The following is a 25,344-nucleotide window of genomic DNA, read 5'->3' on the forward strand; positions in this document are numbered from 1 at the left end:
GAGATGAGATGAAATGAGATGATTCACGAACTCGACCGACAGACGCGGGCGCAAATCGCGGCGGGAGAGGTCGTCACTCGCCCGGCGAGCGTCGTCGTGGAACTCGTGGAAAACGCCCTCGACGCGGGTGCAGAAACCGTCGAAATCGAAGTCGGTGGCGACGGAACAGACCGAATCCGCGTCAGCGACGACGGGAGCGGGATGACAGAGCGCGACGCCGCGCTCGCCGTCGAGCGCCACACGACCAGTAAGCTGGACGACGCGGCAGACCTCGAAACGGTCGAGACACTGGGGTTCAGGGGCGAAGCCCTCCCAAGCATCGCGGCCGTCTCCCGACTGGAACTGACGACCAACGCCGGTGGCCCGCGAGGGACGCAAGTGGTCGTCGACCGGGGCAAAAAGTCGGTCACTGCGGCGGGTCGCGCCCGCGGAACTACCGTCGAAGTCACGGACCTGTTCGCCGAGCGCCCCGTCCGGAAGAAGGCGCTCGCGTCGGCGAAAGCCGAGTTCGCCCGTCTCTCGCGTGTCGTCACCCGGTACGCGCTCGTCCGACCCGACGTGCGGTTCGTCCTCCGGCACGACGGCCGCGAGACGCTCACGACGCCGGGGACCGACCGCTTCACGGACACCTTGCTCGCCGTCTACGGCCGCGAGGTCGCCAGCCACGCCTCGACGTTCGACGCCAGCCGCGAGGTCCGGATTGGGACCGAACCCGGCGATATCGCCATCGACGGCGTCCTCTGTCACCCGCTCGTGAGTCGCGCCCGACGGGACCACGTCCACGTCTCGGTGAACGGTCGCGCCCTCGCCGAGTCGCGGATTCGCCGCGCCGTATCCGACGCCTACGGGACGCTCCTCCCGGACGACCGCGAACCCGTCGCTGTCGTGCGCCTTTCGCTTCCCTCGTCGTGGGTCGACCACAACGTCCACCCCGCGAAATCTGACGTCGAGTTCAGAGACGCCGACGTGGTCGCCGACGCGGTCGAATCGAGCGTCACAGACGCCCTTTCGACCGCCGACCTGCGCCGGAGCGGCGAGGTGGCGATGGACCTCGACTCGTCGCTGTCGCCGGTCGAAGCAGAGTCCGTATTCGACGACGTGCGCGTCATCGGACAGTTCCGCGACCTCTACGTCCTCTGTGAGGTCGGCGACGAACTCCTCGTAATCGACCAGCACGCCGCCCACGAGCGCGTGAACTACGAGCGCCTGCGGGCAGCCGTCGAGTCAGCAGGCGTCGATTCCGTCCCGGTGGACCCACCAGCGAATGTGTCGCTGTCGCCACCCGAAGCGGCGCTGCTGGAGGCGAATCGAGACGCCGTCGAAAGACTCGGCTTCCGCGTCGCCGACTTCGGCGGGGGAACCTACCGCGTCGAAGCGGTTCCGGCCCCACTCGGGCGGCCATTTTCCCCCGACGCGCTGGCTGACGTGGTTTCTGACCTCGCAGCGGGCGACGCGCGGGACCCGCGGGACGAGTTGCTGAAAGACCTCGCGTGTCATCCCTCAATAAAAGCCGGTGACGACCTCTCGGTCGAAGAGGCAACGCGTCTCGTCTCCCGACTCGGGTCGTGCGAGACGCCCTACACCTGCCCGCACGGTCGGCCGACGGTCCTCGCTATCGACGAGGACGCGTTCGTGCGCGGATTCGGTCGGCGAAGCGGGCGACTGGGGTAGGGCGTTCAGAAAGCGCTACCAGTCTTTGCAGTCGTGACAGACGTACTGCTCGTCGTCGAGCCACCGTTTTTCCACCGTGTCGCCGCAGACAGGGCACGGCGTTCCATCGGGCGTCCAGCGGTAGGTTGCGAGAGATTCGGGGGCGTCGGGAGCGTCGGGAGCGTCGGGAGCGTCAGCATCCGCTTCTGTTTCGGGGTCGTCAGGTACGGATTCGGTAGGGTCGTCGGACACCAACTCGGCAGCGTCGTCGGACGCCGGAGCGGTAGATTCGTCGTCATCGTCCGGGCCGCCAGCGAAGTCGTCGAGCGAGCGGTTCGACATAGCCCGACGTGCGGACGGGCGGGCCTTATCGGTGCCGACCTGCAAAATCGTGTGAAATCCACACAGTCTTTATCACTGAATCCTCAGAGTCATCTATGGCAACCCTCACGGACTTCATCGTGGCACTGTTGCAGAGCGTCGTCGAGCTGCTCGTGAACTTCTCCAGCGTCGCACTGAACGATCCGCTCTCGCCGATTCTCGTCGTCTTCGGCAACCTGTTTATCCTCGCGGCGGTCGGCGCACTGGCCTACGTCGTCCTCGGCGCACTGGGTGCCGAACTCGGTTTCGGAACTACGCCCGGCTCTCGGTAAACGCCCGCGCAGCCAACGAAATCGCTTCTTCGAGGTCGGGTCCGATTGGTGACCCGACGACGATTCCATCCGCGTGGTCGAGCACCGCGGCCATCCGCTCGCTCACCTCGTCCGGCGTGCCAGCCATCGAGAAGGCGTCTATCATCGCCGGGGTGACGAGGCCGAACGCCTCCGAAAAGTCGCCCGCCGAAATCTTGTCGCCGATGTCGCTGGCGAGTTCGGCATCGAGACCGTGTCTGTCGAGGACCGGCGGGGCTGCTCCGGCGGTGATGAACGCGACCGGTGGGCGTGCCGCATCACGGGCCGCCGATTCGTCCTCCGAAATGGAGACGCTGGCGTAGGCCGCGAGCGTGAACTCGCCGCGCGAGTCTGGGCGGTCGTCGCGGCCGATATCGACCTGTTCGCGTGCCCATGCGAGGTCGTCGGGATGGGAGCCATTGAAGAGCAAGCCATCTGCGTGCTTGCCCGCCATCCGGCACATATGCGGCCCTTCGCCGCCGACGTAGACCGGAATCTCGCCGGGGACGTCGAAGTTGAGACCGGCGTCGGTCGCTTCGAAGGTCCCGTCGTGGGTGACGCGCTTTCCGTCCCAGAGGTCCTGTGCGACTTTGAACGCCTCCAGAACGGAACGAAGGCCGCGCTGGTCTTCGAGACCGAGGTTTCGGAGGGTCGAGGGGTCGCCGGGTCCGATACCGAGGAGACCGCGACCGTCCGAGGCTTCGGCGACGGTTGCCACCTTCGCGGCCAGCGTGACGGGGTGCATCTCGTAGGGGTTGGCGACACCGGGGCCGAGGCGAATCTCGTTAGTCTCGGCCGCGAGTCGCGCGAGGACTGCGAAGGGGTCGCGGTTGTTGTAGTGACACGAGACGAACAGCGAGTCGTAGCCCTCGCGTTCCGCCTGTGTTCCCAGTTCGACGAGGTCAGATACCGGATGTTCCGGCGTGAGTTCGAGTCCGAGCATGGTGTGACAGTGAGCGTTCGGTCAGTTCGTATCGGGGTCGTAGGTCCATCCGCGGAGCGCCTGTCGGACGAAATCGCCCTCGACGTCGCGGTAGTGGGCGTGGCTCTCGCCGTGGTCGCCCCACTCGAAGCCGCGAACGACGACGACGGGCGTCCCATCGTCGCCCTCTCCTTGGACGAGGTTTGCGGCGGCGGCGAGTTCGTCCACGACGCTCTCGACCGTGACGCCGAGTTCGCGCCCGTCGCGGTCGGTCTCACCGCGCCAGTCGCGCGAGGGGGCCATGCCCGCCCAGCCGAGTGCGACACCCCGCTGCCCGTGACGGAAGGGTCGCCCCGACGTGTCGGAGACGATGACGCGCTCGGCGTCGAGACCGGTGCGGATGCGTTCGGCCGATTCGCTGGGGCGCTTCGGGAGCAACAAGAGGTCGTGGTCGGGGACGTTCGACCGGTCGATACCGGCGTTGACGCCGACGTGCCCGAACCGCGTCTCGGTCAAGAGGAACGGTTCGGTCATCACGAGGTCGACGCTCTCTTCGAGGACCGCCTGCGCGAACCGCGGGTCCTTCTCCTCGTCGGTGAGTTCCGAGAGGCGGTCTGCGAGTTCTCGCGCCCGCGGGCCGGCCGGGAAGTCGTCGAGGTCGGCGAACCGCCCTTCGGCCTTCGAGACGACAGTCGAAGCGACGCACACGACGTCGTCGGGGCGGAGGTCGACGCGCTCGGAGATGATGTGCGCGAGGTCGTCGCCCTCGCGAATCTCGGGCACGTCGGGAACGGCGAACAACTCCATACGGGAGGGGACGGCGACGGCGGTGAAAAACCACGGGATGCTGGCGAAGGGGGCCGGTATCGGGACCGCCAGACACGTGAGAACCCGCGACATTGTTAATATGTGTCAAACACAGGTCAGCGCATGGACGACCGGCCGATAGACCCGATGGGGAGACACACGGTCGAGGAGTACCTCGAATACGTGGGGCGCGTTCCGCAGGAAGTTCGTGACCGCGTCGACAGAGACGTCCATCCGTTGACTGGCGAGAAGATGTCGTTTCGGCTGAACAACCACGTTCTCTTCGCGGAACTGTATCTACTGGCCGAGGGGTCGGAGACGAGTCCGACGCCGGTCGATATGACGAAGTTCGGCGCGTTTCACGTCTCCTTTTACCGCGACCGCTTCGGGACGTTCGCCTGTGGCGTCGAGTTCGCCGGTCTCGAACCGAACTTCCACTCGCCCGAAGAGCGGCTGCGATACGACGAATACGACGTCTCGGAGTTCTACACCCAGCCGAAAGACGACTGACCGAAGCCGAAGCCAGGCCGACGACCTCACCGTGGCAGGGCCGACGACCTCACCGTGGCAGGGCCGACGACCTCACCGAGGCAGGCCGTCAACCCTCACTGACGACGTCGACCGAGAGGCTCCCGCCCTCGACGGTTCCGACCATCATCGTCGCATCGTCACTCGGGTCCGGTGCGGTCGCCGTCCCCGGATTGAGGACTCTGACGCCGTTGGCGACCTCGTCGACGACTTCGTGTATGTGGCCGGCGATACCGATTGCGTCCCGTCCGGCGGCGTCGATGACCGTCTGCGCGACCCGCGACACGTATCCGGTTCGCGTCCCCGTTCCGTGGGTGACGACGAACGTCGCCCCGGCGACCTCGACGATATCCACGTACGGCAGGTCGATAGTCGGCGGGTCGACGTTTCCCCGAACCCCGACGAACTCCGTGGCGAGGTCGCGAATGTGTTCGAGCGTCTGCGACGAGTCGAAGTCGCCCGCGTGAATCACGAGGTCGGCGCGTTCGACGCGGGTTTCGACCCACGTCGGAATCGTCTCGGCTCTGCCCGGGACGTGCGTATCGCTCAGGATGGCCAGATACATGTCTCCCACATGGCGCGACGGGAGAATAGTCATTTTGTCACTGCCGAGCGTACTTCAGGATATGGCACACGTCGCCACCGCGTTCCTCCGTAATCGGGGGCGCATCCTGCTCACTCGCCGCAGCGACGCCGTCGGGACCTACAGCGGCAAGTGGGCTGGCGTCTCGGGATACGTCGAGGGCGACCCGAACGACGCCGAAGACGACGCGCGACGAGAACTCGAAGAGGAAGTCGGCGTCACCGACGCGACGCTGGCCAACACCGCCCAACCGATGCACATCACCGACGGCGAGCGCGAGTGGACCGTCCACGCGTTCATGTTCGACGTGAACCACCGCGACATCGCTCCGAACGAAGAACTCGCCGCGGTGGAGTGGGTCCACGCCCCGGTCATCTGCGAGCGCGACACGGTCCCCGAGTTGTGGCCGACGTACCGCCGGGTCGCACCGACGCTCGAAACCGTCCAGACAGACGACGCCCACGGCTCGGCGTGGGTGTCACTTCGGGCGCTCGAAGTCCTTCGGGACGCCGCCTCAGACGCCGAATCGTGGGAAGTACTCGTCTCGTTCGGCCGCAGTCTGCGCGACGCCCGGCCCAGCATGGCCGCCGTCACGAATCGCGTGAACCGCGTACTGGCCGACGCCGCTGGCGACACGAAAGCGCTATGCCAACGAGCCGCGGCGGAAATCGACGCCGCAGCAGAAGCCGACGACGTCGCCTCGGCGGAGGCTGCGCAACTGCTTCGAGAAGCGGGCTACGACCACGTGGCGACGCTCTCGCGCTCAGGGACCGTCCGCGCAGCACTCGAAGACGCGGGGCCGAGTGTCCTCGTCGCCGAGTCGCGCCCCGGTCTCGAAGGCGTCACCGTCGCCGAATCGCTGGCGAAGAAAGGACTCGAAATCACGCTCACGACCGACGCCGCGCTTCCCGGCTTCGTCGCGGACGGGGCTGTCGATGCCGTCCTCGTCGGTGCCGACGCGGTGCTCTCGTCCGGAGACGTAGTGAACAAGGTTGGGAGCTATCCGATTGCACTCGCTGCATCGCGGTCCGACGTGCCCGTCTTCGCCGTCTGCGCCCGCGACAAGATTCGCGGCGACGACACCGTCGTCGGCGAGGAAGGTGGCGCGTTGTACGACGGGGACCTGACGATTACGGTGTCGAATCCCCTGTTCGAACGTGTTCCATCGGACCTCGTCGATGGCGTCGTCACCGAGGAGGGGAGACTGGATTCGGACGGTGTCGAGCGCGTGGCGTCCGAGCACGCCGAACTCGCCCGGTGGGACGAGTCCACGTCGTCGGGGGCGGACGCGGGCGACGACGGCTGAGAGGATACTTGAGGGCCGTCTCGCGTGGCCGCCACATTGATGCCACGGTGGGGAGAGCACCGTCACAGGGTCTCGTTCCGAACGATGGCAAATCCAGTCGAAGTGCTCAGTTTGTTGGTGGTGCTGGAGTTCGTGATTATGTCCGCGATAGTGCTGCTCTTGGTTCCGCTCGAAGTTGCAGCCCCGATTATCCCGCTTTTGCTCGTCTTTCTGGTCGTGTTGCAGTTGTATCGTTCGTGAGAATCGCCCGTTCGCATGTGGAAGTGCTTTTCACTCCTGTGCAGCTAGGACGATGTGGTGGCGATGATGAGGGTTACCCCCACCGAGCCCCTTGTGACGACCCTCACTAACACCTGAGCCACTTTCTGACGGTGCCGACCAGTGAGTGACGACGTTGCGCTGCGGGACCTCCACGTCACAACACGATTTCCTGCATCCACGACACCCCGTGCGACGCCCACGCACGACCCCGTCGCTGTTTCCCCCACTGCGGCCGCAGATGCGGTATGAATCGACGGGCGTTTCTCGGCCTCCTGACGGGAGCGACCGCCACCCTCGCCGGGTGTATCGAGGGGAACGCTCGCCCACCGATTGCGGGCTTTCCGGCACCGGAGAACCCCGACCCGATAGTGCAACACGGATTCCCCGGAAGCGTCTGCGGCGACCCGCCGAACCCGTTTATCGGCATCAAAGCCGTCCTCGAACCGGCGACCGGTCCCAACTGGAACGACCTCGCCGTCGCCGAGAAGTACCGCTTCGGCTACGAAGTCGGCCCGGGACTCTCGGAAGACGGCTACGTGGTCGGAGTCGAACGCAACGGCGAGGCCCGCGCCTACGCGTTGTCAATCCTGTGGTGGCACGAAGTCGTCAACGACACCCTCGGCGGCGAGCCTGTGTTGGTGACCTACTGCCCGATCTGCCAATCGGGGATGGTCGCCGAGCGGCGTGTCGATGGCGACGAAGCGGTGTTTCAGGTCTCCGGACACCTCTGGCAGCCACCCGCCGTCTACGGGTACGCCAGCGTCGAAGACGGGCGGACGTTCGGCGCCTCGGCCACTTCGGGCGAGGCCGAAGTCCGAAACTCTGGGAACCTCGTACTCTACGACGAAGCGACCGGGAGTTACTGGAGTCAGATTCTCGCGAAGGCAATCTGCGGTCCAGAGTCCGGCGAGCGAATGGAGATTCTCCCGTCGACGGTGACGACGTGGGGCGAGTGGAAACGCGAGCATCCGGACACCGACGCGCTCTTGCCGCCGCCGTGGTCGAAGACGGCGTAGCGTCGGGCGCAAGTTCCTTCGTCCGGCGACGTGACACACCAGTCATGCACATCGAACGCATTGCGCTCGACGAGTCGGTCCGGAAGGCGATGCCACCGCAGTTACTCGTCGACGCGCTGTCCGACCTCGACCCGGCGGTCGAACTCGTCGAGGACGGCGAACAGTTCGGGCCGGGCGACGCCGTCGTCTCGTTCGGCCACCGCGACGCGTTCTTCGACGCCGACTGGGTCCACTGCATCCGCGCCGGATACGACGAGTTCCCCGTCGGCGTCTACGACGAGGCGGGGACGTTCCTCACCAACAGCACCGGAATCCACGGGACGACCGTCGGCGAGACAGTTCTCGGGTACCTGTTGACGCTGGCGCGCCGGCTTCACACCTACCGCGACGCCCAGCACGAGCACCGTTGGCGACGCCCCTCCTACGAGGAGTCGTTCACACTCAGCGGGGAACGAATCTGTGTCGTCGGCCTCGGAACGCTCGGCCGGGGTGTCGCAGACCGGGCCGCTGCCCTCGGCATGGACGTCGTCGGCGTTCGCCGGTCTGGAGAGTCGGTCCCGAACGTCTCGACCGTCTACACGCCGGACCGACTCCACGAAGCCATCGAGGGGGCTCGGTTCGTCGTGCTCTCGGTCCCGCTTACCCGCGAGACGACCGGGATGATTGCCGCGCCGGAGTTCGAAACGATGCGCGACGACGCGTATCTCGTGAACGTCGCGAGAGGGCCGGTTGTCGAGACAGACGCCCTCGTGTCGGCGCTGGAAGACGGGGCGATTGCCGGTGCTGCACTCGACGCGTTCGACGAAGAGCCGCTGCCAGAAGACTCGCCGCTGTGGGACTTCGACGAAATGCTCATCACGCCGCACGTCAGCGCGGCGACGGGCGCGTATCACGAGGATATCGCGGCGCTCGTCCGCGAGAACGTCGCCCACATCGAAGGCGGTGAGACGTTGAAAAACCGGGTCGTCTAACGAAAGGCGACCGCCTCAGAGGAACTTAAACAGGTCGTCGCGACCCTGTTCGTGGAGGTGAGAACGGAGCGCCGATTCGAGATTCGAGATGTCGCCGCGCTTCGCGGTAATCGGGGCGATGACGTTGCGGTACTGCTTCCACGGCGGGAACAGGCCGAGTCGGTCACAGAGGTCGTCCAGGCGTTCGTCTTTGTCGTCGACTTTGTCCATCTTGTTCACCGCGACGACCGTCGGGATGTCGAGTTCGTCGAGGAAGTAGAACATCTCCACGTCGTGGGGGATGGAGTCGTCGGTCGTGTGGCGGTCGATGATATCGACGACGCTCTTTCCGTCCACGACGAGAACGGCCGCGAGGATGTCGTCGGCGTTCTCCTCGATGTACTGGACGATGTCGGTCTTGATGGCCTCGCGCGTGTCGGCGTCGACGCCGGACATGAACCCGAATCCCGGGAGGTCCGTGAACATGAACTTCTCGGAGGTCCAGTCGAAGTGGTTGGGTTTCCGGGTGACGCCGGGCTTCTTCCCGGTCGTGAACTTGTTGTGGCCCGTGAGTTCGCGCATCAGCGTCGACTTGCCCACGTTCGACCGCCCGACGAGGACGACTTCGTCGTAATTCGGTCGGTCTTGGAACATACCTGCGGTTCGCCGTCACGACAGATAAGAAGGGCGGAAGCGCGCCACGACGAAAACGGGAGTTCAGCAGTCGGCCATCTGGTCAGCGCTCAGCCATGTGGTCAGAGGGCCAGCGGGTCAGCGCTCGGCTATCCGGTCGTATCTCTCCGAGAGCAGTTCGAGCACGGGTTCGACGTCGTCGAAACGCGGTCCCGGTTCGATAGTACCGGTCTGTCGGTTCCACGTGACGAAGCCGGCGTCGTCGAGCTTCGGGAGGTGGGTGTGAAACAGCGCCACCTCGAGTTGCTCGGAGTCGGTGCGGCCACCATCCGCAACGACTCGCGTCGCCCGTTGGAGGTGTGGGATGTGCCCGTTTCGGAGGTCCATCAAGAGACGCCTGCGATGGACGCTCGCAAGGGCACCGAATACCTCGTCCAGACGAGGGGTGGTTGTCATGGCCGCACCAGAACCGGCACACGCTGAGCCGGCACCACTGGCCACTCGACAGACGCCGACGGTGAGCGTCGGTCGTTGACGTCGCTTCCGGTAGCTCGCTGCAACACGGCCGCAAGTACCACCACAGACTGCGTCCGCTGCCGGCGAGTTCGAGTCGAAACACCGCCCGCCGACGCGTCGGTCTCCCCCCGTGACGCAGCGGTCGCGTTCGGCTGACGGTGTCGTTGTGCGTTCATGACATTCCCCGCTCTATAATTACGAACTCCCGAGGTTTCTCGTTGTGCTTTCGTAGTCAGGCGCTTTAAGACAGACCTCGACAATCGCTGCTTCTCATTGGAGTCACACAGCGAACACTCATCGGGATTCAAGTTACCCCCAAGAGAATGTATGCCATCTATGGCCGTAGTCGTCGAATTAACGATTGAGGCCGAGGACTTCGACCTCGGTCGGGTGACTGCCGTCCAAGACGGTATCCACATCGACCTCGAACGCGTCGTCCCGACCGGCGGAGAAGTCATGCCGTTCTTCTGGGCAGAGGGAACAGATTTCGAGGCGTTCGAAGCGAGCGTCCGGGAGAACCGAATCGTCGACGACCTGACTGCGGTCGCACGAGTCGGCGACAGAGTCCTGTATCACGTTTTCTGGGGCGACACCATCTCCAGCCTCACCAATATCCTCACCGAGAGCCAAGCGACTATCCTCGAAGCGTACGGCAACGACCCGTGGTTCTTCCGCCTGCGCTTCAACGACCACGCCGGGCTTACGGAGTTTCACAACCTCAGCCAGACAGAAGAGATAGACTTCCACGTCAAGCGAATCTACTCGCTTGCGGAGGAGCAAACCGATGTGTACACCCTCGACATCACCGCGGAACAACAAGAGGCGCTCGTGGTCGCCGTCGAAAACGGCTACTTCGAAGTCCCCCGTCGAACCACGCTCACAGACGTGGCAGACAAACTTGGAATCAGCCCTCAAGCGGCCTCCGAGCGCGTCCGACGCGGTGCCGACACCGTCCTCCGGAAGGTACTGTTGTCGCGGTCGGCCGCCGACTTCGAATGAGTTCGGAGGAGGTACAGTTTAGACGAGTCCGTCTGCCGGGTGTTCGAGCGACGACGGCATCGAACCGGCTCAGATTTCTCTGACGAGTTGCAGTGATTCGGTCGGGAGCGCGTCGTGTGCTGTTCGCCCAGTGACGTCGAACCCGCGTGCGCGATAAAACGCGAGTGTCTCCTCGTCGCCGTCGAGACAGGATGCCCACTGTTCGCGAGCCCCGCTGACCACGTGTTGGGCCGTTATCGTCCGCAAGAGCGCCGTGCCAGCGCCGCTTCCCCGAGCGTCCGGCCGGACGTGGAGCGCGAAGACCTCGCCCGACTTCGTCCCCGTCAGTCCCCCACCACCGGCCGCGACGACTCGACCGTCTTCGACGGCGACGACCCACCCGTGCATGTCGTCCGCGCGTCGAACCTCGCGTTCCAGCCGAGACGTCTCGAACCGCGTTTCGACCGTCGCCTCGACGTTCTCGTCGGCGACGATGTCGGCGGTCGCATCACGCCACCCGGTCGCGCAGATGTGGGCGATGTCCGGTACGTCCTCGTGTCTCGCGGCGCGGACAAACATACACAAACGTTCGTGAAGATACTGCAAAATCGTTTCGCGTAGATGAAGGTTCGAACACGCAGCCTATTCCTCGGACTGTCGAGTACACGCGAGTACGATGGACAAAGACGCGTTGCGGGAGGCGGTCTGGGACCGACTGGAAGAGTCAGGTGAGGCTCGATTCCCGTTTCCACCCCACGGTCGGATTCCGAACTACGCCGGCGCGGGTGACGCCGCGGCCCGACTCTCCGAGACGCCGGAATGGGCCGAGTCGACGGCGATAAAGGCGAACCCCGACGCGCCGCAACTTCCAGTTCGGCGGCGTGCGCTTCGCGAGGGAAAGACGGTCTACATGGCCGTGCCACGCCTCCGCGACGAGCAGTGTTTCTACGAGCTCGACCCAGAGAAAATCGACGACGACAACCTCGACAGCGCCCCGACCGTCTCGCACGTCGAGCAGTACGCAGACACGGTCGGCCCCGACGACCTCCCCGACATCGACCTCGTCGTCTCGGGGTCGGTCGCCGTCACGGAGGCCGGTGCACGAATCGGCAAAGGAGAGGGCTTCAGCGACCTCGAATTCGCGGTCCTCCGGGGGCTCGGTGCCGTCTCCGACGAGACGACTATCGCGACGACAGTCCACGAGATGCAGGTTCGTGACGACGCTCCCGACCCCGACGCCCACGACGTGCCGATGGACATCGTCGTCACGCCGGAGCGAACGATTCGAACCGAGACGCCGTACGCCCGGCCGACTGGAATCGACTGGAGCGCGCTCTCTGACGAACAGGTCGAAGCGATGCCTGTCTTGCAGCGCCTCCGACCCGAGTGAACAGCCGTCAGATGCGGGGACGAACGACGCGAGCACCCGTGTTTATTTGCCCGCCCGGAGAGAGGTGAGAGCGTGCGCCTCGTCCAAGTACTGGTGCCGACCGGCAAGCGCAAGACGGTCCTACGGACGCTCGACGAGGAGGGCGTCGATTACGCCGTCTCCGAGGAGACGTCCGGCCGGGACTTCGTCGCCGTCGTCACCTTCCCGGTTCCCAAAGAAGCCGTCGAGCCGGTGTTAGAGCGACTGCGAGAGGCGGGTGTCGAGCGCGACGCCTACACGGTCGTCGTGAGTGCCGAGACGGTCGCATCGACCCGTTTCGACCAGCTCCAAGAGAAGTACGAAGAAGACGAAGACAACGGCGACCGTATCTCGCGCGACGAACTGGCGTCCAAGGCGGACGACCTCGCGCCGTCGTTGCCGACGTTCGTCGTCATGACGGTTATCTCGGCGGTCGTCGCCACCGCCGGGTTGCTCCTCGATTCGCCCGCCGTCGTCGTCGGGTCGATGGTCATCGCACCGCTCGTCGGCCCGGCGATGGCCGCCAGCGTCGGCACGGTCGTCGACGACGACGAGATGTTCGTCCGCGGCGTCCGTCTGCAGGGATTCGGTGGCATTCTCGCGGTCGGGTCGGCAGCGTTGTTCGCCCTCGTTCTCAAAGAGACGGGGGCCGTCCCGCTTGCGACTCCCGAGGTACTCGCGATTCCCGAGGTCAGCGAACGGCTCTCACCTGACGTGCTCTCGTTGGCCATCGCCCTTGGGGCGGGTGCTGCCGGAGCAATCTCACTCTCGTCGGGCGTTTCGACGGCCCTCGTGGGCGTCATGATTGCCGCCGCGTTGGTCCCACCAACGGCTGTCGTCGGTATCGGTATCGCGTGGGGGACGCCGGAGTCGGTGGTCGGCTCGGCCATCCTCGTCCTCGTCAACTTTCTCTCTGTCAACTTCGTCGCTATCGCCGTCCTCTGGCAGCAAGGCTACCGCCCCGAACGCTGGTTCCGTCAGAGCAAAGCCCGGCGGACCACGCTGTTCCGCATCGCAGCCCTCGGCGTCGGGTTGCTCGTCCTCTCGTCGTTCCTCGGAACGGTCACGTACACGACCTACCGAAACTCGGGCTTCCAAGCCGACGCGGAGGCGGCGGTCCAGGACGTTCTCGACGACACAGACGCTCGGCTGTTAGAACTCGACGTCAGATACGACGGCGGGCCGCTGCAAGAACCGTCGGCAGTCGTCGTGACCGTCGGCTACGACCCGTGGGGCGACCCACCGCAAGTCCAAGCCGAACTCACAGAGCGAATCAACGCGGTCGCGCCCGATCCACTGACGCCGTGGGCCGCGAGCGAAATCGACGTGGAAGTGCGCTACGTCGCCGTCGACAGCTAAGTCGCGCTCGCGTCTCCGAATTTTCGAAGAGTACAACGACTCTTTGTCTCTAGCGCGAGTTGAATATCTCACCTGACGTCAGGAGAGATATGAACCGACGCATCATCGCACCATTCCTCTTTGCGAGCCTCGTCTTGCTCGCAGGGTGTCTCTCCGCCCCGCTCCAGACGACGGGCGGCGAAGCGGGAACCGACGCGACGACTATCTCGACCACCGGTACCGGTGAGGTCACAGCAGAAGCCGACCTCGCGGTTATCTCCGTGGGCGTCACAGCCACCGCAGATTCGGCTGACGAAGCCCGCGGCACCGTCGCCGAAGACGTCGCCGCCGTCCGCGACGCGCTCACCGAAGCGGGCATCGCCGAGGATTCGATTCAGAGTTCCGGCTTCCGCATCTACCCCGAGTACGACTACGGCGGCGAGGACCGCGAACTCGTCGGCTACCGCGCCGTCCACTCGCTGACCGTCGAAGTCGCCCCCGACCGCGCCGGTGAAGTCATCGACCTCGCAGTCGGTGCCGGTGCGTCCGAGATTCGCGGCGTGCAGTTCACGCTCACCGACGAAACGCGCGACGAACTCCGCTCGGAGGCCCTGACGAAGGCTGTCGATTCAGCCAAGTCTGACGCCGACGCTGTCGCCAGCGCCGCCGACCTGTCCATCACGGGCGTCCACACTGCGAACGTCGGCGGCAGCAGTTCGCCCGGCCCGTACCCGGTCGCCTTCGCCGAAGACGCCCGCGGCAGTTCCGCACCGACTGAACTCTCGCCCGGTCCGGTGACCGTCTCGGCGACGGTCGAGATGGTCTACACGGCCGAGTAAGCGGCCTCATCTACTTCTTTTTACACTCCGTCTGTGAAAACAGCGTCCGAGTCCGAACTCGGGTTAGGTTCGACCTCGATACAAACCCGCGTTCAGTGTTCGATATCGGTTCAGTGTTCGATATCGGATTACTCGTTACGCGACGGCGGGATATCGGGTTCGAAGCCGACGGCCTCAACGGCGGCGTCGAGGACCTCCTCGACGTTTTCGCCCGTCTCGACGCTCATGTACAGGTCCGCTTCGACGTCGGTCGAGCGGTCGCTCTTGTTGCAGACGGTGAGCACCGGGATGTCACGCTGTTCGAAGCGCGTCTGCACGGCGTCGCGGAGTTCGAGTTGCGACTCGATTGGGTAGCCGCACTCCCCGCTCGCGTCCACGACGAAGAGGACGGCGTCGGCGAGGTGTTCGAGCGCGCTGACGGCCTGTCGCTCGATGTCGTTGCGGTCTTCTTCCGGGCGGTCGAGAAGCCCCGGCGTGTCGATAATCTGGTAGCGGATGCGCTCGCGTTCGAAGTGCCCGATTTGGACGCCCTTCGTCGTGAAGGGATACCGGGCGATTTCGTTCGACGCGCGGGTCACGTCGTTGACGAACGACGACTTTCCGACGTTGGGGTAGCCAGCGACGACCAGTGCCGGTTCGTCGGGGCGGATGTCGGGAAGCGTCTTCAGCGCGTCGCGTGCCTCACCGAGGCGGAGCAGGTCGTCTTCGACTTCCTCGACGATGCTGGCCATGCGAGCGAACGCCTGTTTTCGGTGCTTGCGCGCGGTGTCGGCGTCGGTCTTGCGGAGCTTCGACTGGTACTCGCGAGCGAGCGTGTCGATTTGGCGCGAGGCCCACATCACTTCCGAGAGACTCTGTCGGAGTTCGTCGACGTCGACGATGGCGTCGGCGAGTTCGTAGTAGAACGGGTCGACCAGTTCGAAGTCCGGCCATTCGACGACGACGTTCTCCAGGTTGTCCGAGAGAATATTCGAGGCGGTCTGGAGCATCGACTGCTGAGCCTCCAACTTATTCTGCTTCGCTCGCCCCGTGCGCGCGGCCCGCGAGAAGGCCTTATCGATGAGTTCGTCCGACCGGGGCGTGGTCGGGAGAGACTCGAAAATCATTGCAACTCGCTACACGGTCGAGGCGTAAAAGCGCGTCCGTTTGGGTTTCGACGCCTCGGACGCTGAATCTGGCGTGGCTGGGCGTCGCACGGCTGGGCGCGGTTTCGTCAGGTTGGGCACGACTTTGCCACGAAGCTCATACCTGACGGCACGCTACGTCGAGCCATGACCAACTGGAAAGCGGTCGCCGTCGGCTTCGTCGTCATCCTCGTCGTCGGAACCGGAGGACTCTCGATTCCGGTTCTCGGACAAATCGGGGCCGGACTCCTCGGTGGCTTCGCGGCGGGCTACCTCGCTGGCGGGACACTCGGCAACGGCGCGTGGCACGGACTCGTCGCCGGGTCGGTCGCGGGTATCGTCGTGTCCATTCTCGCGGCGGCGCTCGGCGGGCTGCTCGGACTGGCCGGTGGGCCGCTCGGTGGACTCCTCGGCGGTCTCGGCGTCCTCGTCGCGGGCATCGTCCTGACGCTGCTGTTCGCTATCGACAGCGCCATCGCCGGGGCTGTTGGGGCGTGGGCGAAAGGGCGGTAAGTGCAGTCCCAGAACGACAAGCGCTCACTCACCCATATCGAGGTATTCCTGCTGAATCTCGACGACCTCGGTCGAATCCTCGCACTCCGAGTAGCGACGAAGCGGTTCTTCGTTGAGTTCGAGGAAGGTGTGTCCCCAGTTGAACTTCGAGAGAATCTCCTCGGCCTGCGGCTTCTCGCCGAAGATGACGAGCGCGGCGGCGAGGGCTTCGACCGTCGTGAGTTGCATCGGTCGCCCGAAGTTCACGGGGTTGGCGGCGACGAGATACGGCAGTGCGCGGTGCTCGCCGGGCAGCGAGAACATCGCCTCTCCGGCCGACTCCCACGAGCAGTCGAGCGCGACGAGCGCGCCCGTATCCTTGTCGGCGGGGGAGAGTGCCTTCTCTGCGTGAGGGTTGAGGACGACGCCGTAGGGTGTCGCGCGGTCCGAGCCGTGGAGGTCGGCCATGTCGAACCGTTCGAGCTTCTTCGCCGTGCACTTCTTCGGGTCGTCGTCGCCCTCGTATCGAACGTGCAGGTCCACACCGGTCGTAGGCGGGTCTGAGAGAAAAGCGTCCCGAACGTGATGCAGCAAAGCGACCCGAACGTAACGCAGCAGGTGACGACGCTCCGCAGGCGGCGGATTCTTCCCATCCGAACCCGAACACCCGCCGTGCATCCCGACGCCACGTATCTCGCGCGACTGTACTACACGGCGCTCGACGACCACGGGTACGACACGCTTCAGGAGCTTCTGTGCCCGACGTTCGTCCACGACCGGGAAGATATGACTCTCGACGGCCGCGAGGAATTCGTCTCGTTCATGCGCGACGGGCGGCCGCAGACGGACACGACCCACGTCATCGACCAGTACATCCAGTCGAAACACGGCGACGAAATCGTCGTCCGCGGCCACCTCGAAGATAACTCCGGCGACGAGCTATTCGTCTTTCTCGACCGGTTTCGAGCGCGAGAGGGGAAGTTAGTCGAGTTGAAGACGTTCACACGCACGCCAAACTAAGAGAGAACGAGGCCGTCGAGACAGAGGAGATGTCGGATAAGAGACCGCGGAGACTGCAGAGACCGCAGAAACCGCGTTAGTCTTTCTTGCCAGCGCCGACGGCCGCCTCACCGACCGGCTCGTGGCCCTCGATGACCTCTCGGCCGCCCATGTAGGGCTGGAGGACTTCGGGCACGTCTACGGTGCCGTCCTCGTTCTGGTAGTATTCGAGCAGCGCGACCATGATGCGGCCGACCGCCGTGCCCGACGCGTTGAGCGTGTGGAGGTACTCGGCCGACTCGTGGCGCTCGGGGCGGTAGCGAAGGCCGGCGCGACGCGCCTGGAAGTCCTCGAAGTTCGAGGCCGACGAGACTTCGAGCCAGCGGCCGCCGTAGCCGTCGGGGCTGTCGTCCGACTCGGTGCCGGGTGCCCAGACTTCGAGGTCGTAGGTCTTCGCCGAGGCGAAGGTCAGGTCGCCGGTACAAAGCGAGAGCACGCGGTACGGGAGGCCGAGTCGTTCGAGGACTTCGGCCGCTTCGTCGAGGAGGGCTTCGAGTCGGTCGTACGACTCCTCGGGTTCGACGAAGTTGACGAGTTCGACCTTGTTGAACTGGTGGACACGGACGATACCGCGCGTCTCGGTGCCGTGTTCACCGGCCTCGCGGCGGAAGTTCGGCGTGTACGCCTGATGCTTCAGCGGCAGGTCGTCCTTCAGCAGAATCTCGTCGCGGTACATGTTCGTGACCGGGACTTCGGCGGTCGGACAGAGCCAGAGGTCGTCGTCCTCGTAGTCCTCGGTCTCCGACCCGCCGATGCGGTAGGCGTCGTCGGCGAACTTCGGAAGCTGGCCGGTGCCGACCATCGAGGTGGTCTTCACCGGGACCGGCGGGAAGAGGTCCACGTAGTCCTGCTCGCGGTGGACGTCCAGCATGAACTGGATGAGCGCGTGTTCGAGCATCGCGCCCTCGCCTTTGAGGAAGTAAAAGCCCGACCCGGTCGTCTTCGCGGCGCGAGCCTCGTCGATGATGTCGAGTTCTTCGCCGAGGTCGTAGTGTGGTGTCACCTCGTCCGGGAGGTCACGCAGGTCGTCGAACCCCTCGCGGCGAACTTCGACGTTCTCCGATTCGTCGGTGCCGACCGGGACCGACTCGTGCGGGAGGTTCGGGATTTCGAGGAGTGCCTCGTCGAGTTCTGCTTCGAGTTCGTCGGCGCGGGCTTCGAGTTCCTGCAGTTCCTCTTTGAGTTCGCTCGACCGCTCGATAGCCTCCTGGGCTTCCTCGTCTTTGCCCTCCTGCTTGAGCGTGCCAATCTTCTGGCTGACCTCATTTCGCTCGTGTCGCAGGTCGTCGCCGTCTGCTTTCAGCGAGCGCCACTCGTCGTACACGTCGAGGACGTGGTCGACGTCGACCCCGTCGTTGCCGCGGGCGTCGAGTGCGTCTCGGACACGCTCCGGGTCGTCACGGAGCAGTTTCCTGTCTATCATTGGTTCGTGGTTCTCGTGTATGCGGGAAAATCGTATCGCATCGCGCGGTTCGATTCGGGACGGGGTCGCCGACCAGAAGGCGGCTCAGTTCACCGACTTACTCACCGGAGCCTGCGTCGCCGCTCGCCGACATCCGCTCTTGGTACTTGTCGAGACTCGCAGCGAGCGCCGCCTCGGCGTCGATGTCGAGTTCGGCCGCCAGCGACAACAGCGAGTAGTACACGTCGCCGAACTCGTCGACGAGGTCGTCGGTTCGCTCGAACTCGGTTTGGCCGTAGTCCTGCGCATCGACGACCTCTTTCGAGAGTTCACCGACCTCCGAAGAGAGGTCGAGCATCCGAAGTTCGGGCGAGAGTTCGAGTCCGTGTTCGGCGTTGAATTCGGAAACGTCGCGCATCAGAACCTTCTTGTCAGAACATCGTTGTCAAATTTACTATATGAACTTGACGGGGGACTCTCGTGTCATCTCCAAATACTACCTGTACAAAGCGACGACGTCGCCGGGGTTCATGTTCCCAGTGTACACGCTGTTGTTGCTGTCCCGAGACCTCACGTTCGTCCAGATTGGAATCACTGGGACTGCGACCGCACTCGCGAAAATTCTCGGCGAGGTGCCGACGGGTTACATCGGAGACCGCGTCGGTCGTCGAAACAGCCTCGTCATCAGCCAGTTGCTCTTTGCGAGCGTTCCGGCGGGACTGGTCTTCGCGGAGCGATTTCCGGTCTTCGTCGCCATCTTTGCGACGCTCGGACTCGCCGAGACGTTCCAGTCGGGAAGCGGCGACGCGTGGCTCTACGACACACTTCTCGAAGAAGCCGACGCGGAATCGTTCACCAGCGTCAGAGGACGCGCCGGTGCGCTTCGGAAGTTCGTCGGGTCGGTGACGATGGTGCTGGGCGGCGTTCTCTACGCCGTAAACCAGATTTACCCGTTCGTCGCCGCGGCGTGTATGAGCGCGCTCGGTGCGCTCGTGTTGGTGACACTCCCACCGAATCGACACCTCGAAGGAGAGACGCTCTCGCCGACGAGCGCGCTTTCGGCCGCGCGAACACAGTTGCTCTCGATTCCCTTGCGGTCGTTCGTCCTCTTCGTCGGACTGCTGTTCGCTGCGATTCGCGCGACAGAGGAGTTCATCCAACCGGCGACTGCCGGCGCGATTGAAGCGACCGTCTCGTCGCTTACGATTGCGGGACAACCGCTTCCGGACTCCGCCGTGCTCGGCGTTATGTACGCCTCGTTCACGCTCGTCTCGGCAGTTGCAAGCGACTCCGCTGGGTCGCTCTCGTCTCGCCTCGGAACGAAGGGTGTCCTCGCGCTCGTCTCGTCGGCGATGGTGGTTTCGATGCTGATTCCGACGCTCGTCCCCGCCGTCGTGATTCCCACGTTCTTCGTGCTTCAGGCGTCGAAATCCATCATGCGTCCGATTGCGAATCAGTACATCAACGACCGGACGGACTCGTTCGGTCGGGCGACCGTCCTCTCGGCGTTCTCGCTCCTCTTCGGTCTCCTGACGGTTCCGTTCATGCTTATCGGCGGGGTGGTCGCCGACCGGACCAGCGCCATCGTCGCAGTCGCGGGTATCGGTGGTGTGTACCTGCTTTCGAGCCTCTGTTCTGTGGTGTGGGAGTCGCCGGTTGTCGGGGCCACCGAGCAAAGCGAGTCAGGTGCCGCGTCCGCAGCAACCGACTGACAGTGACCCGAGAGTAGCCACCCAAATCGGGTGACTACCAGAGGAACATCGGCCAGACGAACTGGAACATCATCCAGATGAGCACGGTCAAAACGCCAGTCATCACGATGTTGAGTACCGTCCCAGCGCGCATCATGTGCGACTGCTTGAGGTGACCACTCCCGAAGACGATAGCGTTCGGTGGGGTCGCGACGGGGAGCGCGAAGGCGAAGGAGGCAGCGATTGCGCCACTGACTGCCAAGAAGACGGCGGCGCTGACTTCTGAGAGGCCGAGCGTCGCCGCGAAGATACTCCCGATACCGATGAGAACCGGGACGATAATCGTCGCCGTCGCGGTGTTCGAGGTCATCTCCGTGAGGAAGATGACGAGCAAGACGATGGCACCGACGACGAGGACGATGGGTGCGCCCGTGAGTGAGCCGAAGACGGCCTCTGCGAGCCACTTCGTCGCCCCGGTCGTGGCGAACGCGTCGGCAAGTGAGATTCCGCCACCGAACAGGAGAATCGTCCCCCAGTCGATTTCCACGAGTTCGTCCCACTCCATCGTGTCTGCCAGCACGAGCGATGGAATCGCGAACATGCCGACCATCACGTAGTAGAGAAGACCCTGGTGACCGGCAACGCCGAGGAGCGTCATCCCCTCGTCCGTCCCGAAGAGCGTGTTGAACACGGGGTCCGAAAGGATACCCTCGAACATGATGTCGAGGCCGCCGACGACCCACAGCCCCGCCGTGATGGCGAAGATGTATGCGACGCGTCGCCCACGGGTCGAGAGCGCGCCTTCCTCGGCGAGATACTCGCGCGCCTTCTCGCGAGCACCCTCGACGTCGTCGATTTCTGGTGGGTAAAGGCGGAACGTGAGGAGGAACCAGACCAACGGAAGCGTGATGGCAACGATTGGGAGGCCGACCAACAGCCACTCGGCGAAACCGATATCGTAGCCGAGGAGCGCGTTGAGTTGCGTGGCGACGACTGCGTTCGGAGGAGTGCCGATGAGTGTCCCGACGCCGCCGACAGACGCAGCGTATGCAGTCCCGAGTAGCGTCGCAATCTGCATGTTGGAGAATTCGTCCCCGTCGGCGTCTGTGTCGTACACATCGTCACGCCCGAGAACCTGTGCGAGGACGCCCAGTGCGATTGGTGTCATCATCGCAGTCGTCGCGGTGTTCGACACCCACATCGACAGGAACGCCGTCGCGACCATGATAGCGAGGATGAGTCGACGTGGCGACGACCCCATCACCGCCATGAGCCACAGCGCGATTCGGCGGTCGATATTGTACTTTTGGAGCGCGTTCGCCAACATGAACCCAGCGATAAACAGGAAGATGAGGTGGTCCGCGAATCCTGCGAGTGCCGGGTCGATGTCGTCGTAGACACCGTACGCCGTCAGTAGTACCGGAATGGAAAGCGCCGTTACGGCAAGTGGGAGTGCACCAGTAATCCAGAGCACCCCGGCGAAGACCATCGTCGCGAGCGCGTACTGGCCTCTGGTCGAAAGCCCCTCGAACGATGGACCGAAGGCCAGCGCCAAGGAGGCGACGAATGCGATTAGGAAAATGATTGTTTTGCCGCGAGAGGACGTTGTGAGGCTGCGTATCATTGATACACTCTGTTGCTAAAGACACTCATACTTAATCATTTTCAATGCGGTAGCAACTGGCCGTTCTTTGTCGACTCGGCTCACGGACGTAGCAGTACGGCACCAGAGTAGTCACCTCCCGCACCGACAGTCGCGGGACTCACGACGAGAGACTGAACAGACGTGAGAGCGTCGTGACTCCAGCGGAGTCGGAATCGGTCGGCTTAGAAGTGTTCCAACAGGGCGTCGACCTGTTCGGCGTCGAGTTCAGCAGTGTAGAGAGCAAACAATGCACGGCGGCGAGACTGAGAGAGACCACGGCTACCGGACTCCAGCATCGAGATGTGCGCCTGCATCAGGTTGTCGACCTCGCGTTCGACCGCACGCTGGTTGTAGCCCGCCGCAACCCGCAGTAGTCGCCACGCCTTCGGCGAAATGTCGGCGATGTCGACGTCTTCGAGCGATTCGCCGTGGCGCTCAGACATAAACCGGCCTTGACCGTCAGGGGTAATCAACATATTGGGTGTCTAGTGGCCGAACGCTTTTCCGCTCCCGTGACGCCCGTCAACTATGGCGATTGGCGACATCGAACAGGTGCCGAACAGCACTGATATCTACTACGTCGATACGGGCATGTACGAGGTCGAACAGTACGGCTCGGTCTATCTCATCGACGCCGAGCGACCGGCGCTCGTCGACACGGGCATCGCCGCCGACCGCGAGCACATCTTCGCCATGCTCGACGAAGTCGGCGTCGACGACCTCGCGTACATCCTGCCGACGCACGTGCACCTCGACCACGCGGGCGGTGCGGGGTATCTCGCAGAGCGCTACCCCGATGCGACGGTGATGACCCACGAAATCGGCGCGCCGCACCTCGTAGACCCGACGCGACTCGTCGAGGGGACGAAAGCCGCCGTCGAAGACCAGTGGCGTTTCTACGACGAACCGCTCCCAATCGACGACGACCGCGTCGAGGGACTCACCGACGGCGACGAAATCGACCTCGGCGACTGCACGCTCACCGTCCACCACGCCCCCGGTCACGCACCGCATCAGGTCATGTACCACGACAGCGGCGACGATGCCCTGTTCGTCGGCGACGCGATGGGGATTTGGGAACCGAACACGCAAACGGTTCGGCAGACGACGCCGCCCTCGCAGTTCCACCTCGAAAAGGCCCTCGACGACGTGCGAACCATCGAAGACATCGCACCCGATACCATCTGCTTCGGCCACTTTGGGTCGGAAGAATACACCGAGGAGTTGGCCGAATCGTACAAACGAACCCTCGTCGAGTGGGTCGAAGCGATTCGACAGAAGCGCGACGAACTCGACGACGACGAGGCGGTTATCGAGCACTTCGTCGAACACACCCAAATGGACGAGGTCTGGGGCGTCCGCAAAGCACAAGACGAAGAACGGCTGAACGCCCGCGGCGTCCTCGGCTACCTCGACTACGTCGGAAGCGAGTAATCGCGGCCCATACCCGTTTCTGCGGCAAGTAAACCGACCGAACGTACATAGTTTTAAATGTTGATTCATTATTAATAGGATATGGATTGGCGTGACGCGGAGGCAGCGTTCGATGACCCCGTCATCGGTCGAACGACCCTCCCCCGAATGTTCGAGGAGAGTGTGGCGCGAAACGCCGCGCGCCCCGCACAGCGGTACAAAGGTGGTGTCTACGAGCGGTCGCTGGTGAGCGAAGGCGTCGTCCCGAAAGCACCCCGCAACGACTTCGCCGAACTGACCTACGAGTCCATGCAGGACATCGTCAGGAAGCTCGCCGCCGGATTCCGTGACCTCGGCCTCGACGCCGAAGACCGCGTGGGGCTCTTCGCGCACACACGCATGGAGTGGGCGCAGACCGACTTCGCCGTCCTCGCCGCTGGCGGCGTCGTCACCACGGTCTACACCTCGTCGTCGGAGCGACAGGTCCGATATCTTCTCTCTGACCCCGGCGCGAACGCCGTCGTCGTCGAAAACGAGGAGTTACTGGAGCGAGTGCTCGCCGTCGAAGACGACCTGGACCTCAAGTTCGTCGTCGTCATGGACGAGCTCGAGGGCCACGACGACCGCGACGACATTCTGACGCTCGGCGAACTGTATCGCCGCGGTGAAGACGTGTTCGACGAGGAAACGTACGAATCGTGGCTCGATGCCCGCGACCCGGAAGACCTCGCGAGCCTCATCTACACCTCCGGGACGACCGGCCAGCCGAAGGGCGTCAAACTCTCCCACTGGAACTTCCGGTCGAACGTCAACGAGAGCTACCGCCGCTTCGGCCCCCACCCCGGGAGAGACGACGCCCCGTTCATCAGTTCGGACGCAGTCGCACTGTCGTTCCTCCCGCTGGCGCACGTCTTCGAGCGAATGGCCGGCCACTTCATGATGTTCGCGGCGGGTGCCACAGTCGCCTACGCCGAGAGCCCGGACACGCTCCGCGACGACTTCCAACTCGTCCAGCCGACGACGGGCACGAGCGTCCCGCGGGTCTACGAGAAACTCTACGACGCGATTCGGACGCAAGCCAGCGAGTCGCCGCTCAAGAAGCGCATCTTCGAGTGGGCGGTCGGTGTCGGCAAAGAATACCACACGTCCGAGGCACCCGGCTACCTGCTCGAACTCAAACACCAACTCGCGGACCGGCTCGTCTTCGAACAGGTCCGGGACGCACTCGGCGGCAACATGGAGTTCTTCATCAGCGGGGGCGGCAGCCTCTCGGCCGAACTCTGTGCGCTGTACCACGGCATGGGGCTCCCAATCTTCGAGGGGTACGGTCTCACCGAAACCTCACCGGTCATCTCGGTCAACCCACCCGAGGAGCCGAAGATTGGAACTATCGGTTACCCGCTTCGCAACGTCGAGGTGAAACTCGACAAGACGGTCGTCGGCGACACGCTCGGTGACGCAGGCGGCGATATCGGGGAACTTCTCGTCCGAGGGCCGAGTGTCACGGAGGGGTACTGGAACCGCCCGGAAGAGACCGAATCGGCGTTCGAAGAAGACGACGACGGAAACCGCTGGTTCCGCACCGGCGACATCGTCGAACACCGACCCGACGGCTATCTCGCCTTCCGCGAGCGTGCCAAGCAGATTATGGTCCTCTCGACCGGGAAGAACGTTGCTCCCGGCCCAATCGAGGACGCCTTTGCCTCTTCGGACGTCGTCGAGCAGTGCATGGTTCTCGGCGACGGCCGGAAGTTCGTCTCCGCGCTCATCGTCCCGAGTTTCGACGGGCTACAGTCCTGGGCCGACGAGGAAGGCATCGACCTGCCGGACGACCCGAAGGCCATCTGTCGGCACGACAAAGTCAAACAGCGCATCGACGACGAAGTCGAACGCGTCAACCAGCAGTTCGAGTCCTACGAGAAGATAAAGCAGTTCCGCGTCGTCCCCGAAGAGTTCTCCGAAGATAACGACCTGATGACGCCGACGATGAAAAAGAAGCGCCGGAACATCCTCGACCGGTACGCCGACCAAGTGAACCTCATCTACGAGGAGTCGAACCATCGGACCGAAGAGCGACATCGGAGCGAACAGGCGACGACCGAGTAGAATCTC

28 protein-coding genes are annotated in these 25,344 nt (G+C 64.0%); 15 read left to right on the forward strand and 13 right to left on the reverse strand.

The window, feature by feature from the left end; all coding sequences use genetic code 11:
* The first annotated feature begins 18 nt into the window (after positions 1 to 18).
* Positions 19 to 1,671: a DNA mismatch repair endonuclease MutL gene (mutL, locus tag KU306_RS02845; protein WP_258302816.1), complete on the forward strand. Its 1,653-nt coding sequence runs from the start codon at positions 19 to 21 to the stop codon at positions 1,669 to 1,671.
* Positions 1,672 to 1,686: 15 nt separating this feature from the next.
* Here mutL and KU306_RS02850 read toward each other — a convergent pair whose 3' ends face one another.
* Positions 1,687 to 1,992 (reverse strand): DUF7573 domain-containing protein, encoded by a 306-nt coding sequence (locus KU306_RS02850; RefSeq protein ID WP_258302817.1) that lies wholly within the window; start codon positions 1,990 to 1,992, stop codon positions 1,687 to 1,689.
* Between the two features lie 95 nt (positions 1,993 to 2,087).
* Between KU306_RS02850 and KU306_RS02855 the strand changes: the two genes are divergently transcribed.
* Positions 2,088 to 2,303, forward strand: a complete 216-nt coding sequence (locus tag KU306_RS02855; protein WP_007541777.1) for a DUF8024 family protein — start codon at positions 2,088 to 2,090, stop codon at positions 2,301 to 2,303.
* Here the strand turns inward: KU306_RS02855 and KU306_RS02860 are convergent.
* Together KU306_RS02860 and KU306_RS02865 are read right to left on the reverse strand one after the other, a co-directional pair.
* Positions 2,284 to 3,264 (reverse strand): 5,10-methylenetetrahydromethanopterin reductase, encoded by a 981-nt coding sequence (locus KU306_RS02860; protein ID WP_258302818.1) that lies wholly within the window; start codon positions 3,262 to 3,264, stop codon positions 2,284 to 2,286. The genes KU306_RS02855 and KU306_RS02860 overlap by 20 nt on opposite strands.
* 21 nt (positions 3,265 to 3,285) lie before the next feature.
* On the reverse strand, positions 3,286 to 4,050 hold the full coding sequence (locus KU306_RS02865) for a coenzyme F420-0:L-glutamate ligase (RefSeq protein ID WP_258303419.1): 765 nt from the start codon (positions 4,048 to 4,050) through the stop codon (positions 3,286 to 3,288).
* Positions 4,051 to 4,173: 123 nt separating this feature from the next.
* Between KU306_RS02865 and KU306_RS02870 the strand changes: the two genes are divergently transcribed.
* A complete protein-coding gene (locus tag KU306_RS02870) occupies positions 4,174 to 4,560 on the forward strand; it encodes a homing endonuclease associated repeat-containing protein (RefSeq protein WP_007541772.1) in 387 nt (128 codons plus the stop codon).
* 88 nt (positions 4,561 to 4,648) lie between these two features.
* Here the strand turns inward: KU306_RS02870 and KU306_RS02875 are convergent, their stop codons facing one another.
* Complete coding sequence (locus KU306_RS02875; protein WP_258302819.1) at positions 4,649 to 5,143, reverse strand: metallophosphoesterase family protein; 495 nt, start codon at positions 5,141 to 5,143, stop codon at positions 4,649 to 4,651.
* A gap of 61 nt (positions 5,144 to 5,204) precedes the next feature.
* Between KU306_RS02875 and KU306_RS02880 the strand changes: the two genes are divergently transcribed.
* From KU306_RS02880 to ddh, 3 genes are all read left to right on the forward strand, one after another.
* On the forward strand, positions 5,205 to 6,467 hold the full coding sequence (locus KU306_RS02880) for an eIF2B alpha/beta/delta subunit family protein (protein ID WP_258302820.1): 1,263 nt from the start codon (positions 5,205 to 5,207) through the stop codon (positions 6,465 to 6,467).
* Positions 6,468 to 6,973: 506 nt separating this feature from the next.
* Positions 6,974 to 7,744 carry a DUF3179 domain-containing protein gene (locus tag KU306_RS02885; protein ID WP_258302821.1) on the forward strand — a complete coding sequence of 257 codons (771 nt, stop codon included), beginning with the start codon at positions 6,974 to 6,976 and terminating at the stop codon, positions 7,742 to 7,744.
* 44 nt (positions 7,745 to 7,788) lie between these two features.
* Positions 7,789 to 8,715 (forward strand): D-2-hydroxyacid dehydrogenase, encoded by a 927-nt coding sequence (gene ddh / locus KU306_RS02890; RefSeq protein ID WP_007541752.1) that lies wholly within the window; start codon positions 7,789 to 7,791, stop codon positions 8,713 to 8,715.
* Positions 8,716 to 8,730: 15 nt separating this feature from the next.
* Here the strand turns inward: ddh and engB are convergent, their stop codons facing one another.
* A complete protein-coding gene (gene engB, locus KU306_RS02895) occupies positions 8,731 to 9,348 on the reverse strand; it encodes a GTP-binding protein EngB (protein ID WP_007541749.1) in 618 nt (205 codons plus the stop codon).
* Between the two features lie 117 nt (positions 9,349 to 9,465).
* Complete coding sequence (locus KU306_RS02900) at positions 9,466 to 9,783, reverse strand: DUF7344 domain-containing protein (protein ID WP_258302822.1); 318 nt, start codon at positions 9,781 to 9,783, stop codon at positions 9,466 to 9,468.
* Between the two features lie 396 nt (positions 9,784 to 10,179).
* Between KU306_RS02900 and KU306_RS02905 the strand changes: the two genes are divergently transcribed.
* Positions 10,180 to 10,842 carry a helix-turn-helix domain-containing protein gene (locus KU306_RS02905; protein WP_258303420.1) on the forward strand — a complete coding sequence of 221 codons (663 nt, stop codon included), beginning with the start codon at positions 10,180 to 10,182 and terminating at the stop codon, positions 10,840 to 10,842.
* A gap of 69 nt (positions 10,843 to 10,911) precedes the next feature.
* Here KU306_RS02905 and KU306_RS02910 read toward each other — a convergent pair whose 3' ends face one another.
* A complete protein-coding gene (locus KU306_RS02910; protein ID WP_258302823.1) occupies positions 10,912 to 11,400 on the reverse strand; it encodes a GNAT family N-acetyltransferase in 489 nt (162 codons plus the stop codon).
* A gap of 97 nt (positions 11,401 to 11,497) precedes the next feature.
* Between KU306_RS02910 and KU306_RS02915 the strand changes: the two genes are divergently transcribed.
* The 3 genes from KU306_RS02915 (at position 11,498) to KU306_RS02925 (ending at position 14,406) form a co-directional block, all read left to right on the forward strand.
* The gene (locus KU306_RS02915; protein ID WP_258302824.1) at positions 11,498 to 12,211 is read left to right on the forward strand and encodes a 5-formyltetrahydrofolate cyclo-ligase; all 714 of its coding nucleotides are present in this window, start codon (positions 11,498 to 11,500) and stop codon (positions 12,209 to 12,211) included.
* Between the two features lie 72 nt (positions 12,212 to 12,283).
* Entirely contained in the window at positions 12,284 to 13,588 is a 1,305-nt protein-coding gene (locus KU306_RS02920; RefSeq protein ID WP_082229603.1) for a TIGR00341 family protein, read from the forward strand.
* Positions 13,589 to 13,677: 89 nt separating this feature from the next.
* Positions 13,678 to 14,406, forward strand: a complete 729-nt coding sequence (locus KU306_RS02925) for an SIMPL domain-containing protein (RefSeq protein ID WP_007541738.1) — start codon at positions 13,678 to 13,680, stop codon at positions 14,404 to 14,406.
* 128 nt (positions 14,407 to 14,534) lie between these two features.
* Here KU306_RS02925 and KU306_RS02930 read toward each other — a convergent pair whose 3' ends face one another.
* Positions 14,535 to 15,512: an NOG1 family protein gene (locus KU306_RS02930; RefSeq protein ID WP_007541736.1), complete on the reverse strand. Its 978-nt coding sequence runs from the start codon at positions 15,510 to 15,512 to the stop codon at positions 14,535 to 14,537.
* Positions 15,513 to 15,677: 165 nt separating this feature from the next.
* Here KU306_RS02930 and KU306_RS02935 point away from each other — a divergent pair, with 165 nt between their 5' ends.
* Positions 15,678 to 16,043, forward strand: coding sequence for a DUF5518 domain-containing protein (locus tag KU306_RS02935; RefSeq protein WP_258302825.1), 366 nt, complete (start codon positions 15,678 to 15,680; stop codon positions 16,041 to 16,043).
* A 24-nt stretch (positions 16,044 to 16,067) separates the two neighbouring features.
* Here KU306_RS02935 and KU306_RS02940 read toward each other — a convergent pair whose 3' ends face one another.
* Complete coding sequence (locus KU306_RS02940; RefSeq protein ID WP_007541733.1) at positions 16,068 to 16,565, reverse strand: DUF367 family protein; 498 nt, start codon at positions 16,563 to 16,565, stop codon at positions 16,068 to 16,070.
* A gap of 129 nt (positions 16,566 to 16,694) precedes the next feature.
* On the opposite strand from KU306_RS02940, the gene KU306_RS02945 reads away from it, so the two are divergent.
* On the forward strand, positions 16,695 to 17,042 hold the full coding sequence (locus KU306_RS02945; protein ID WP_309138754.1) for a nuclear transport factor 2 family protein: 348 nt from the start codon (positions 16,695 to 16,697) through the stop codon (positions 17,040 to 17,042).
* A 76-nt stretch (positions 17,043 to 17,118) separates the two neighbouring features.
* On the opposite strand, the gene serS is transcribed toward KU306_RS02945, so the two are convergent.
* Positions 17,119 to 18,504: a serine--tRNA ligase gene (gene serS, locus KU306_RS02950; protein ID WP_007541729.1), complete on the reverse strand. Its 1,386-nt coding sequence runs from the start codon at positions 18,502 to 18,504 to the stop codon at positions 17,119 to 17,121.
* A 97-nt stretch (positions 18,505 to 18,601) separates the two neighbouring features.
* Positions 18,602 to 18,901, reverse strand: a complete 300-nt coding sequence (locus KU306_RS02955; RefSeq protein ID WP_007541727.1) for a MazG nucleotide pyrophosphohydrolase domain-containing protein — start codon at positions 18,899 to 18,901, stop codon at positions 18,602 to 18,604.
* Positions 18,902 to 18,941: 40 nt separating this feature from the next.
* Between KU306_RS02955 and KU306_RS02960 the strand changes: the two genes are divergently transcribed.
* Complete coding sequence (locus tag KU306_RS02960) at positions 18,942 to 20,195, forward strand: MFS transporter (RefSeq protein ID WP_258302827.1); 1,254 nt, start codon at positions 18,942 to 18,944, stop codon at positions 20,193 to 20,195.
* 34 nt (positions 20,196 to 20,229) lie between these two features.
* Here the strand turns inward: KU306_RS02960 and KU306_RS02965 are convergent, their stop codons facing one another.
* Both KU306_RS02965 and KU306_RS02970 read right to left on the reverse strand, forming a co-directional pair.
* The gene (locus KU306_RS02965; RefSeq protein ID WP_049918679.1) at positions 20,230 to 21,798 is read right to left on the reverse strand and encodes an SLC13 family permease; all 1,569 of its coding nucleotides are present in this window, start codon (positions 21,796 to 21,798) and stop codon (positions 20,230 to 20,232) included.
* A 203-nt stretch (positions 21,799 to 22,001) separates the two neighbouring features.
* Positions 22,002 to 22,262 carry a hypothetical protein gene (locus tag KU306_RS02970; protein ID WP_258302828.1) on the reverse strand — a complete coding sequence of 87 codons (261 nt, stop codon included), beginning with the start codon at positions 22,260 to 22,262 and terminating at the stop codon, positions 22,002 to 22,004.
* Positions 22,263 to 22,347: 85 nt separating this feature from the next.
* Here KU306_RS02970 and KU306_RS02975 point away from each other — a divergent pair, with 85 nt between their 5' ends.
* Together KU306_RS02975 and KU306_RS02980 are read left to right on the forward strand one after the other, a co-directional pair.
* Positions 22,348 to 23,253 carry an MBL fold metallo-hydrolase gene (locus tag KU306_RS02975; protein ID WP_258302829.1) on the forward strand — a complete coding sequence of 302 codons (906 nt, stop codon included), beginning with the start codon at positions 22,348 to 22,350 and terminating at the stop codon, positions 23,251 to 23,253.
* Positions 23,254 to 23,334: 81 nt separating this feature from the next.
* Complete coding sequence (locus tag KU306_RS02980) at positions 23,335 to 25,338, forward strand: AMP-dependent synthetase/ligase (RefSeq protein WP_007541715.1); 2,004 nt, start codon at positions 23,335 to 23,337, stop codon at positions 25,336 to 25,338.
* Positions 25,339 to 25,344 lie beyond the last annotated feature (6 nt).

It is taken from the genome of Haloferax larsenii (assembly GCF_024730625.1).
GTDB lineage: Archaea > Halobacteriota > Halobacteria > Halobacteriales > Haloferacaceae > Haloferax > Haloferax larsenii.